Origin of the sequence: Maribacter thermophilus (assembly GCF_001020565.1) — a bacterium.
GTDB lineage: Bacteria > Bacteroidota > Bacteroidia > Flavobacteriales > Flavobacteriaceae > Maribacter > Maribacter thermophilus.
Window position 1 is genome coordinate 2,357,990 of sequence record NZ_LDAS01000001.1, and the last position, 12,722, is coordinate 2,370,711.

Consider the following 12,722-nt stretch of genomic DNA (forward strand, 5'->3'; position numbering starts at 1 on the left):
TTAAATTTCATCGAAAATTTTGTTAAAAAAATTATTTGACCAATTATATTTATCCCACATAATTTAATCAACAACATACTATTTATGAAGAAAATTTACTTAGTTCCCCTAATTTTCTTACTGTTTTCTTTATTCGGTTACGCACAGACCAATCTTTTAAAGAATCCTAGTTTTGAAAGCTCATTTACGGTTGCTTCAGAAAATTTTGATGATTGGTATATTCATTACCAAACAACCAGAGCCAAGGTTACAGACGCCACTGATGGCGACTATGCGGTAAAACTACAGACCAACAGAAGTGGTAGTAGTGGGTACTTTGCTCAATTGAGCGCTGCAACACCATCGAACGACCTTACTTTTGAAAAGGACAAAACCTACTCCATTTCATTTGATTACAAGATTGTAACAGGATCGATCACAGAAATTAAGGCAACCCTTCTAAGAGATGACTTTTACCTTGAAGACGAAGAGTTTGCATCGAACTTAAATTCGGGTGAATGGCTGACTTTAAGCTATGAATTTACATCCTCTTATGACGCTACCCACAATTTTGACATTACCATAACAGGCGCTTCTGCAAGTGCGGAGATTATTTTGGACAATGCCGTTATTACCGAAAAAACTACCAGTACCAATACGGACAGAGACGCCTTGGTGGCATTTTACAATGCTACGAACGGCGACAATTGGACTACCCCTTGGGACCTAAGCGCCGATATAAGCACTTGGTACGGTGTAACGCTAAACTCAGAAAATAGGGTCCGCTATTTGGTATTACCAGACAATAACCTTACTGGAACAATACCATCGGAAATAGGCGACCTTACTTATTTAGAAGACTTTAACCTTCCTGCAAACGCTATTGAGGGGGAGATTCCAGAAGCGCTTTTTGAATTGACTAACCTAGAGGTCATCAATCTAAAACAGAACGATTTATCAGGAGAAATTTCCAACAACATAGATCAGTTAACCTCGATAAGAGAAATATTCCTTGACGGCAATCAGTTTACAGGATCCATTCCGTCTTCGATAAGCAATTTGAACACCCTGGAAACCGTTAATCTTAGAGACAATCAGCTTAGTGGCAGTATTCCAAAAGAACTGGGCGATCTAGCATCTATCCAATCAATAAACTTGTCAAATAATAGCATTTCAGGCGAAATTCCCCAAGAGCTGGGAAACCTTTTTACGTTGAACGAACTAAACGTATCATCCAATGATATTACTGGCTCATTACCCAGTTCTTTCAGCGGACTCACCAATCTAAAAACCTTAAGTTTGGGTTACAACAATTTTTCGGGAGAACTGCCAGATGTATTATGGGATATCACCTCTTTGGAAAATTTAACCCTATCCCACAATGAATTTTCGGGACAGATTTCATCGCAAATAGGAAATCTAACGAATCTTAAAACCCTTTATCTAGATTCTAACGATTTCAGTGGCTCGTTTCCTTCCGAAATATGGAATCTTACTAATTTAACTACCCTGAAAGTAGAAAAACTAACATTACTCGATCCTTGGCCTATACCAACAGAAATTCAAAACCTGACCAAATTAAAGGTTTTCGAGGCAAGAAACGGGAATATTACGGGGGCGCTTCCGGATGTTTTTGACGCTCTTACAGAACTTACCATATTCCAGGTCCATGACAATAAAATTAGCGGACAGATACCCGCATCTTTCGAAAGCCTAACAAACCTGCTTGTTCTAGGTCTAAGCTACAACTATCTATCAGGAGACATACCCGTAATCAACGTCACCGGGGCGGACGTAAATATCTATGGTAACAATTTCAACTTTAAGAACATTGAAAATGTAATTGCCACTTACGACACAAACAGTGTAGATTTAGATTATGACCCACAAAGAAATATAGACCTAGGAGAATCTTTTATTGTAGACAAAGGGTCAAATTTTCAACTTCAGGTTACCAATACCGAAAGTGAAAATAACATATACCAATGGAAAAAAGACGGAGTCATTTTAAGCGGACAAGATTCAAACACATTAAATCTAAGTGATATTTCAGAAGATGATTCTGGATCGTACATATGCACAATCACCAACCCTAATGTGCCTGGGCTTACCCTTGAAACCAACCCCGTCAGCATTCTAGTTTCACAGAACGACGATATTCAGATTTTGACTACCAGTACCTCATGTGAAGACACCGACAACGGGGAAATAACCATCTCTTTTGATAAAGCGTATGATTACCAAGTTGTAGTCGAAGGAGATTCTTTTAACGAGACCTTCTCCGACATTGACACCACCGAAGGCCTTAAAATATCAGGCTTGGCCCAAGGCACCTATAACGTATGTGTCTACATGCCCAATACTCCTAATTTTGAACGTTGCTCTTCGGTAAATATAAATAGCCCAGAAGCTTTTACCTCTGGCAAGGCAGTCGTAAACGAAAAGAACAAGACGGCAAAGCTTGTTGTATCTGGAAGCAAAAATTATACCGTTAGTATAAACAACAAAGAACTTAATTATTCTTTTAACGATACGGGCATTCATGAATTAACCTTTGAACTAGAAAAAGGAGTAAATACCATTCTTGCCAAAACCGATAAAAGTTGTCAAGGCGAATATGAAGAAACGTACGTTCTAAACCATGCAATGGTATCGCCAAATCCGGTAACGGCGGACGAGGCCAATATTATCGGACTGAAGAATTCTGACAAAGCAACTATTTCTATAACCAATACAGGCGGCAATCTATTGAAGTCCCTTACACTTCCAATAGAAAACGGAAGTCTTAAAGTACCCGTTACCTATTTGCCCACAGGCCTTTATTACATCAACATCAAATCTAAAGAACAGGACGTTCAAACAAAACTCATCAAAAAATGAAAACAGCGATAAAACTATTTATAGGCCTCATCTTGTTAAGTTCATGTGGCGGTAGCGATAGCGATTCTCCAGAACCCAACAATGGAACAAACGAGTTAGGCGACTTTAACCTTATTTTTCCCGATAACAACTTAGTTTGTACGGAAGGCACCGACGTAGGCACCAGTGAAACCGCTATCGAGTTTTTATGGTCAACAGCGGAAAATGCCACCTCTTACGAGATTCAGATTACAAATCAGGATTCAGGAAATGTTATAAACACTTCTAGTACAACTACCGAAAAAACGGTAACCCTGCCAAAGAACACACAGTTTTCATGGACAGTGACAGCTATTTTTGGAGACCAGAGCAAAAAGAGCGAGCAATGGAATTTTTACTCAGAAGGTATTGCAGTTGAGAACTATGCTCCTTTTCCGGCCAATATTACTGTTGAAGATAACAACGATAACACCGTTAAAATTTCATGGACGGCCGAAGACCTCGACAACGATCTAAAAAACTACGATGTATATGTCGGGGAAAGTAACAACATGGAGCTTTTGTTAGAAAGCACGGAAGACACTTCCATTAACAGCTACGCTATTACCAGCGGAACCGAATACACCGTAAAGGTAATTTCTCGTGACAACAATAACAACACCTCTTCAAGTCTTAAGACATTTGAATATTAGACACACTTCAAATATTTTATAACCAAAAAAAGGCACCTTTTCTAAGGTGTCTTTTTGTTTTTGCCGGAAACCAAATTTTTTCTCAATTTTTTCAGAAAAATGTTAAATCGTTCACAAAGCCAGACTAAAACCAAAAAACTCAACGTTGTATTAACAAGCCTTTACGGTTAAGCGAGATACAATGAAAAAGATAATGGTCTTAGTGGTTTTTATGATTGGTATTATAACGCTTGCCAATTCACAATCTAACGGGGACCCTTCCAATTCTACCCATACAGAAAACGTAAAACTCTTTCCGAATCCTGCTACTACGGTCATTAATGTTCTAGGGCTTAAAAATGCCACCAATGCCAACATTTTAATTTCAGATGTTTATGGCAATCCTGTTTCAAACTATCATTGGGAAATAAAAAACAATGCCCTAAATATACCTGTAGCACATATAGAAGAGGGCGTTTATATGCTTACCATCCATTCTGAGGAACAATCTGTCCGTAAGAAGTTCATAAAAAAATAAATAAAGGACTTCCCTTTAAAAGTGCACCGAAAAAGGCTCAGACCACTTACCTTCTCTTAAATATTAGTTCTCCGCTATCGTCAAAATTAGGTATATCAAGATCAGTGGCATCAACGAACATAACATCACCTTCTACAACAACGCTCACCTCTACAGTTTCCCCATCCTCATTTACAAGAGTCAAAATTCTACCGTCATAAGTGTAAGTGCTAGACTCTGTGTCCGATTCAGTTGGGCAAGGTACATCCAGACCAGTATTGGTAGCGCTTATTTCTAAATAATTAGAAGAATTGGCAGCTGTAAGACTCATATCCCCATTGAATGTAAGCGTAATGATATAACAATCTTTATTGGTCAAAAATTCAAGAATCTGCTGACCAAACTTTGCATCATCACTAGCGGTATCTTCATCTATTCTTAGTTCTATAGCATCCCAAGTTCCTTCAATTTGAGTAGAAGAATCTATCTCGGGAGTTTCATCTTTATCCGAACTACAGGAAAACAAAAAAAGCGCTGTCGTTAGAAACAAAAATATATTGAATTTCATAATCGTTAGTTTTGGTTATGAAAAAACAGAACGAAAAAAGAGCCGTTATATTTTCTGTAACCGCGATATGAAATTAGTACTACACCACAAAAATGCTTCCATTACCGCTGTAATGTATTTAAAGTATAAAACGATAGGTAGCTTTTAAAAGAAAGGTATTATCCTTTTTTTGCCCAAGAATCTGATTGTCCAGATTTCTTCCTAAAGTCTCTCTTGTATCTCCTAAACCGACCACACCTTGTGACCAGACCAAGAAAATTTCAGACCCGGGAATATATTCCCATCTTAAAACCAAATTAGACCTAAATTGAACGAACGAAAAATCTGGATCCTCTATTTGATAATCTGTAACACCATCCAAATTTTCATCTATTAAATAAGCACTTTCCCCATTTGGTCTTGAAATTTGACCCTCGGAATAAAGCGTAACCCGTTCATTAAGTTTTTTGGCAATGGGATCCACCACATAATTAAAACCGGTGTAGATACCCCTTGATATAAATGGCTCTCCATAATATTGAATGGAAAGATTGGAGTTTAGGCTATAATTGAATCGTATAGAGGTATTGAAGGTCCGCTGATCAATATTGGCCGTAATGTACCTTGGGGCATTATTGAAACTGCGCTCCGTCACGTATTGGGTCTTATTTGGATTTTCTTCGTACTCCGAAGAAACGGAAAGGCTAAAAGCATCAAAAGGTTGATAATTAAAACGCAATACATAACGGACCAACGAAAAGTTATTTTCCCCCGCTTGACTGTTAACATAACCTAGGGTAAAATTGAACTTTTTTCTTGCATCGGAACCAAAAAACAAATACCAAAAATTTTCTTCGGACCACCGCCATCTAGGACCTCCCCTTAGCACCGTATTAGAATATATTCTGGGTTTATGGGCGGCACCGGCCTCTGTCCACCAATTGTTCTTGTAATTGATAAAACCTTGAAATTCGTATTGTATCCTATTATAGTTTCCTTCAAAATCATAAGTCGTATACTGTTCCAGTTCCAATTGTGCCGTTCTATAGAAATTGGTAGGCCTTAAAAACAATCGTCTAAGACTGGCATATTGTTTAATTTCATCGGCCTGTCTCAAAAAACCAACATCGTTTAGTTCTAATTCGGGAGAACGCCAAATAACACCCCCGTTGTAGCGCCAGCTTCCCCCTCCGGCCTTCCCTAGCTCCATTTTGCCTCCGGTACCGGACAGTGATGTTCTATCCGGATCAACTTGCACATGCCCAGCATCTACTCTTTGAAATAAATGTGTTATGCTTCTTTGTGTTCTTTCGATGGCTTCCTCGCTGCCCACAATATGGCTACCTACAAAATTGCCCTCCAGATAATAATTTCTTTCTTTCCAACTATGTCTAAAATCGAATCCCCCGGAATAGGCCTCCTTCCTCAAGAAGTTCAGATTTTCAGGCAAATTCCTGTTAGTCGCGGTAAAAATGCCCCCAATGAACGAATTGCGGTCATTAAAGTCTTTCTGCACCCTGCCCACCAAATAGTTGGTCAATGGCTCTACCAATTCCTTTCTTCTACCACCTTGGGTATCTTGTATCTCGGCATACATATTACCCGTTACACTCTCTAGCAGACCTAACGACCAACCATTCTTTGTTTTCCCCGAAAACTTTGCCGCTCCTAAAATGGTGGAGTTCTTGGGTTGATCCACAAAACCAACATCATCACCGACTACAAAACCTTGTGGATCTCTACCAATACGTCTACTATAAAAAAGATTATCGTTACCATCGGCAAACTCATAATCGAAAATATTTTTGTTTTCAATAAAAAAAGGACGCCTTTCTTCAAAAAAGATTTGAAATCCGTCTAACGCAATAGCTCCCGGGTCGGCATCTACTTGTCCAAAATCAGGGTTCACCGTAAGATCCAAGGTGAGGTCATTGGTAATACCGATCTTGGCATCCAAACCTCCGTTTAATCGAAAATCATTACCGTCCCTAAAAGGATTGTTTACTTCGGCCGGATAGGTATCAAACTGATTTACCACAAAAGGCTGAATCTCCAATTGTTTTTGTGGCTGTATATTGATCAAGCCCTTCAAAATTCCAAATTCACTTACCCAACCAGGGGCGTCCCTTTGCATAGGCTGCCATAACGAACGCTCTTCACCCCTAAAATATCTTCTGTTCAATTGAAGCCCCCATACCTGTTCTTGCTTTTTACCGAATTTCAATTGACTAAAGGGAATTTTCATTTCTGCGGTCCAGCCCTCATCATCTATATTAGCGGCAGTATACCAAATAGGGTTCCAACTATCGTCCCAATTATCTCCGTTTTGAGAAATAAACTCATCTCCCTTTACCCCGGCGGCGGAAACATTAAAAGAAAACCCTGTTCTTTTATCATTATAACTATCTATATTAATCTCTATCCAATCCCCTGCAAAATTATCTCTACGGGCCAATCTTTTCTCTATATTGGAAGGAACACTATCGTAACAGCGGACCCCTACATATAAAAATCTATCATCATAGGTTATTTTAAATTTGGTGCGCTGACTTGGCGGTTCGCCATTGTTAGGATCAAAAACCGTAAAACCACCATCCCATTCCACAATATTCCACCCATCATCACTTAGATTCCCATCTATAACAATATGTATATCATGGGGCAATACCGCAGTTGTATACGTTCTTTTGACTATGTTTGCAGAATCATTTTGTCCAATAATACTGAAGGATGCCATTAAAATAAACACCATACAAAGACGGTCTATCATGATTGATCGTAGTTTTGATTTAATTCAATGACTAGAAAAACGGAGGGTTGTTACAACAATAATGTATTTTATTCGGTTTTTAGCGGTCATAAGTAAAAAAATAGGCAGAAAGAATTTATAGAATTGACCGGCTTTAAAAAAAACTGGAAATAATAAGAAACAACTATTTGCAATTCAAGTTTATAGTTGTACATTTGCAGCCCATTTCACGGAATTGAAAAGAATAATAGTTAAAATATAGTAGCAGTGGATACATTAAGTTATAAAACCATATCTGCCAATAAATCGACCGTAAGCAAAGAGTGGTTGTTGGTTGATGCCGAAGGAGAAACGCTAGGTCGTTTATCCTCTAAAGTGGCTAATTTGTTGAGAGGAAAACACAAACCAAGTTTTACCCCACATGTTGATTGCGGTGACAACGTAATTGTCATCAATGCTGAGAAAGTTACTTTGAGCGGTAACAAATGGTCAGACAAAACGTATCAAAGGTACACGGGCTACCCAGGCGGCCAGCGTTATACTTCAGCAAAAGAGTTGTTGGAAAAAAATCCTGCATCTATTGTCGAGAGAGCCGTAAAAGGAATGTTGCCAAAAAACAGATTGGGAGCAGATCTTTTTAGAAACTTAAAAGTTTATGTTGGTCCTGAGCACGGACAAGAAGCTCAAAAACCTACTGCAGTAAATATAAAAGACCTTAAGTAATGGAAATAATTCACAAAATAGGTAGAAGAAAAACGGCTGTTGCCAGAGTTTATCTTTCTCAAGGAAATGGAACGATCACTATAAACAATAAAGATTTAAACGATTATTTTCCAACAGCGACTTTACAATATAAAGTAAAGCAACCATTTACACTTACCGATACAGCGGACAATTACGACGTTAAGGTAAACGTATATGGTGGAGGTATCACTGGGCAAGCTGAAGCTATCAGGTTGGCCATTTCTCGTGCAATGTGCGAAGTTGATGCTGAAAACAGAACAATTCTTAAGCCCGAAGGTTTATTGACCAGGGATCCAAGAATGGTAGAACGTAAGAAATTCGGTCAGAAGAAAGCCCGTAAGAAATTCCAGTTCTCCAAACGTTAATCAAGAGTTTTTAAAGCATCCGTCCATTGGCGGATGCTTCTTTATATTTTTTTTCGTACCGAAACGAGTTCGGTATTTAACAAGTTCATTGAAAGTCCTTTTTTCAGGACACTTAAAAACCCTTTACATCGTACACTTACGAATAAAGGTAAATTAGTTTAGCATCTAAATAGCAAAGGCTTTTCGTTATTTCGGAATACCACTTTGTTATTGCTAATTCAAAAGAACGTAAACTAAATTTAAAATGGCGAAAGTCGAAGTAAAACAATTATTAGAAGCAGGTGTGCATTTTGGCCACCTTACCAGAAAGTGGAACCCAAACATGGCTCCTTACATCTACATGGAGCGTAACGGTATTCACGTTATCAATCTTTACAAAACAGTTGCAAAATTAGATGAGGCAAATGAAGCGTTGAGCAAAATTGCAGCATCTGGAAGAAAAATTCTTTTTGTAGCAACAAAAAAACAAGCAAAGGATATTGTTGCCGAAAAAGCAGCAAAAGTAAACATGCCTTACATCACAGAAAGGTGGCCAGGTGGAATGTTGACCAACTTTGTAACTATCCGTAAAGCCGTTAAAAAAATGGCCTCTATCGATAGAATGAAAAAAGATGGAACCTTCCTTACCTTATCAAAAAAGGAACGTTTACAGGTAGATCGTTTAAGAGCTAAATTGGAAAAGAACTTAGGCTCTATTTCCGAAATGACCCGTTTGCCGGGCGCTTTGTTCATCGTAGACACGATGAGAGAGCACATCGCAGTAAAAGAGGCCCAAAAATTGAACATTCCTATTTTTGCCATGGTCGATACAAACTCTGACCCAAGAGATGTAGATTACTTGATCCCTTCAAACGATGACGCTTCAAAATCGATAGACATCATCATGACCCAGGTTACCGATGCTGTTGCACAAGGACTTGCAGAGCGTAAATCTGAAAAAGCGGAAGCCGCCGAAAGCAAAAAGGAAAAAGCTCCTAAAAAACAAGAAACAAAAGAAACTCCGGAAGCTGCACCAAAAGCAGAAAAAACCGAAGTAAAAGTTGAAGCCGACGATTTAACTAAAATCGAAGGTGTTGGCCCCAAAGCAGCAGAAGCACTTGTTAACGCCGGTATAGACACTTATGAAAAAGTTGCTAAAGCCGATGCTGAAAAAATGAAAGAAATCTTAACGGAAGCTAGTTCAAGAATGGCTCATTTAGACCCAACTTCTTGGCCAAAACAAGCCCAAATGGCGGCAGATGGCAAATGGGACGAGTTAAAGGAATGGCAAGATAACGTTAAGGGAGGAGTAGAATAAAATACTTTATATACTTTTAAGAATTAAAAATAATTCCTTTTCAAAGGAGGACAAAAAAATAATAAAATGGCAAAAATAACTGCTGCAGAAGTAAATAAATTAAGAAAGACTACCGGTGCCGGTATGATGGATTGCAAAAAAGCTTTGGTCGAAGCTGAAGGCGATTTCGATAAAGCAATCGAAATTCTTCGTAAGAAAGGACAAAAAGTTGCAGCCAAAAGAGCCGACAGAGATTCATCTGAAGGCGCTGCCATAGCCAAGGTGAACGCAGACAAAACCGAAGGTGTAATCATCTCGTTAAATTGCGAAACCGATTTCGTTGCCAAGAACGATACTTTCGTTACATTGGCGAACGATTTAGCCGATTTGGCACTTAAATACGACAACAAAGAAGCTTTTTTAGCCGCAGACTTCAACGGTATGACCGTGCAGGACAAGTTAACCGAGCAAACTGGTGTTATAGGTGAGAAAATAGAGATTGGCGGTTTTGAAAAATTAAGCGCTCCTTTTGTTGGTTCTTACATACATGCAGGAAACAAAATAGCCGTTCTTACAGGATTGTCAGCTGCCGTTGATGGTGCCGAAGCTGCCGCTAAAGATGTTGCAATGCAAGCTGCGGCAATGAACCCTGTTGCTTTGAACGAAGATGGCGTAGACCAATCTGTAATCGACAAAGAAATCGAGATAGCCAAAGACCAACTTCGCCAAGAAGGGAAACCAGAAGCTATGTTAGACAATATCGCTAAAGGTAAATTGAAGCGTTTCTTTAAAGACAACACATTGGTAAACCAAGCTTTTATTAAAGATAACAAGCAGAGCGTTGCCGACTACGTAAAATCTGTAAACGCCGATTTAGAAGTAACCGGTTTTAAAAGAGTTGCTTTGGGTTAATTTATAAATTAACCCTTAACAATAAAAAAAACGCCAGGCTATGCCTGGCGTTTTTTTTATTTACTTGATTTCCTTTCTATTTCTTTCTATTCTATTCCCAACCATTTTTTTCTTAGACTTAATTGCTTTTCTGAAGCCTCCGCTTCAGAGGTTATTTTATTGACCTTAACAACGGGAGTACCAACTGGCCCTTCGACAGTATACTCCTCCCCATCCCTTACCAACACCATCTTTATTTGGGTATCAGCATTCCAGCTAAAACTTTGCCCAATAACTTGGCGCATAGCATCCAGATCAATAGGCGTACCATTGATACTTTTTATAATATCACCTCCCTGTATATTTAAATCTGTAAAAAAACTATTTAAGGCAATTCCCCTTCGTACAAATATAGTTTTACCGTCCTCTTGATCTATATCAATATAGGGCTCATCTCCCTGTAAAAAATAACCTGTATTCTCTGTTACTTCCCCCATAGTCAACCCAACCTTAGATAAATATAATTTGTAATCTATAGGAGTATTTCCGATTACATGAGCATCAAAAAATGTTCTCACCTCAGGATATGTTAGATCCACTATCTCATCAATGAGCTCCTCATCATCGAACGGAGTTTCTTTTCCGTATTTTTTAGACAACTCTCTCATTAACCATAGAACACTTTTCCCTCCATTACTTTTTTCTCGCAACAAAATATCCAAGGACATATTTATCAAAGTACCTTTTTCATATACATTGGCATAATTGGACTCGTAGGGCTCCTCCAATATATGTCGGCTCATAGTCGTAAAAGACATCGTATCGTCATAAGTCTTGGCATTATTTATTTTACCCATAATGCGCTTATAAAATTCCTCTTCGGTAATAAGACCCTGTTGAATTTGAAAGAGATTGGCAAAATACTCTGTAGTACCTTCATACATCCACAGATGCTGAGACATTTTAGGATCATTAAAATCAAAAAACTGAATCTCCCTGGAATGTACCGATAAGGGAGTAACTATATGAAAAAATTCATGTGAAACAACATCTACCATAGCTTGTTCCAACCTATCTATTGGTAAGGCCTCGGGCAATACCACTACTGTAGAAGTATGATGCTCCAATGCCCCAAACCCCATGGCGTCATCTTCCTCCATGGTAGATAGATACAAAAGAATATTATATTCACTTGTTGTGTCCATTTCCCCAAGAAAGGCATTTTGGGCATTCATCATCTTATACATCCTATCCTTTAGATCAGAAGCTTTATAAACACCGTTCGGTGAATACACACTAATGGTCACTTCTATATCACCTGCATTAAAAGTTTCGGTATTAGGTTTGGCATACATAATCGGATTGTCGATAACCTCAAAATATCTGCTGGCCACAAAGCTATCCCAAAGGGGGTCCGGCTTTCTATCCGGCTCATTGGCAAGCGTGGTGGTCGCAATCAAATCTTCCGGTTTTTTAATATTTATTAAATAAGGCACTTCTTTATAACCATCAAAATAACCAACAAAACCATGTAGGTTGAGCATATAATTCTCTCCCTTCAAAATATTGGTGCCCGCAGGGGAAAAAACGACATCCGCAACTTTGTTTTCAGTGTCATAGGTATCGTTTACAAAATAATTGACCTTATCCAAGTTTCTGGCATTCGCAATTTTCCAGGTGTTTGCATCCAATTTAGAGACCACCATCTCTTTACCCTTATAATCATATGCCACAAAATCCTCTACATATTTCCCATAATCATCAGAACTATAGGTACCAGGAACCGTCTTAGGTATCCTAAAAGAAATCTCATCTTGACCAAAAGCACCAGGATCTATTGTTACAGCTACTTTATCATCGGTAACATCCACCAAATCCATACTCACCATAATCGGCGACTTATCTATCGCGACCAACGATTTAGCGCTACCACAACTATAAACAACAAATAGTACGATCATGTACCCTATAACCTTTTTCATCTAATAAGTATTAATTATAAATTGAAGAATTCTTTAAAAGAGACAATAATCTGCAAGGATATCAAAAATAAAAGACCCAATCTCAATTATTAGCAAATAATTATCTTTTGAAGTCCACAATATGACTTTGTAACCCATAGAT

General features: G+C 38.4%; 10 protein-coding genes. 7 read left to right on the forward strand and 3 right to left on the reverse strand.

Going from position 1 to position 12,722, the window contains the following annotated elements; all coding sequences use genetic code 11:
• Positions 1-84: 84 nt before the first annotated feature.
• The 3 genes from AB657_RS17670 to AB657_RS10205 all read left to right on the forward strand — a co-directional run bounded on the left by AB657_RS17670 (position 85) and on the right by AB657_RS10205 (position 4,047).
• Positions 85-2,859: a leucine-rich repeat domain-containing protein gene (locus AB657_RS17670; protein WP_052958674.1), complete on the forward strand. Its 2,775-nt coding sequence runs from the start codon at positions 85-87 to the stop codon at positions 2,857-2,859.
• The gene (locus AB657_RS10200) at positions 2,856-3,530 is read left to right on the forward strand and encodes a fibronectin type III domain-containing protein (RefSeq protein ID WP_047246390.1); all 675 of its coding nucleotides are present in this window, start codon (positions 2,856-2,858) and stop codon (positions 3,528-3,530) included. The genes AB657_RS17670 and AB657_RS10200 overlap by 4 nt, the downstream gene beginning before the upstream one ends.
• 181 nt (positions 3,531-3,711) lie before the next feature.
• Positions 3,712-4,047: a T9SS type A sorting domain-containing protein gene (locus AB657_RS10205; RefSeq protein WP_047246391.1), complete on the forward strand. Its 336-nt coding sequence runs from the start codon at positions 3,712-3,714 to the stop codon at positions 4,045-4,047.
• Between the two features lie 46 nt (positions 4,048-4,093).
• On the opposite strand, the gene AB657_RS10210 is transcribed toward AB657_RS10205, so the two are convergent.
• Both AB657_RS10210 and AB657_RS10215 read right to left on the reverse strand, forming a co-directional pair.
• The gene (locus AB657_RS10210) at positions 4,094-4,594 is read right to left on the reverse strand and encodes a lipocalin family protein (protein ID WP_047246392.1); all 501 of its coding nucleotides are present in this window, start codon (positions 4,592-4,594) and stop codon (positions 4,094-4,096) included.
• A gap of 118 nt (positions 4,595-4,712) precedes the next feature.
• Complete coding sequence (locus tag AB657_RS10215) at positions 4,713-7,343, reverse strand: DUF5916 domain-containing protein (RefSeq protein ID WP_052958675.1); 2,631 nt, start codon at positions 7,341-7,343, stop codon at positions 4,713-4,715.
• 246 nt (positions 7,344-7,589) lie between these two features.
• Between AB657_RS10215 and rplM the strand changes: the two genes are divergently transcribed.
• The 4 genes from rplM (at position 7,590) to tsf (ending at position 10,619) form a co-directional block, all read left to right on the forward strand.
• Entirely contained in the window at positions 7,590-8,045 is a 456-nt protein-coding gene (rplM, locus tag AB657_RS10220) for a 50S ribosomal protein L13 (protein ID WP_047246394.1), read from the forward strand.
• Positions 8,045-8,431, forward strand: coding sequence for a 30S ribosomal protein S9 (gene rpsI / locus AB657_RS10225; RefSeq protein WP_047246395.1), 387 nt, complete (start codon positions 8,045-8,047; stop codon positions 8,429-8,431). Before rplM ends, rpsI begins: the two co-directional genes overlap by 1 nt.
• Positions 8,432-8,675: 244 nt before the next feature.
• On the forward strand, positions 8,676-9,728 hold the full coding sequence (gene rpsB / locus AB657_RS10230) for a 30S ribosomal protein S2 (protein WP_047246396.1): 1,053 nt from the start codon (positions 8,676-8,678) through the stop codon (positions 9,726-9,728).
• 66 nt (positions 9,729-9,794) lie between these two features.
• Complete coding sequence (gene tsf / locus AB657_RS10235; RefSeq protein ID WP_047246397.1) at positions 9,795-10,619, forward strand: translation elongation factor Ts; 825 nt, start codon at positions 9,795-9,797, stop codon at positions 10,617-10,619.
• Positions 10,620-10,705: 86 nt separating this feature from the next.
• On the opposite strand, the gene AB657_RS10240 is transcribed toward tsf, so the two are convergent.
• A complete protein-coding gene (locus AB657_RS10240) occupies positions 10,706-12,580 on the reverse strand; it encodes a M61 family metallopeptidase (RefSeq protein ID WP_047246398.1) in 1,875 nt (624 codons plus the stop codon).
• Between the last annotated feature and the right edge of the window lie 142 nt (positions 12,581-12,722).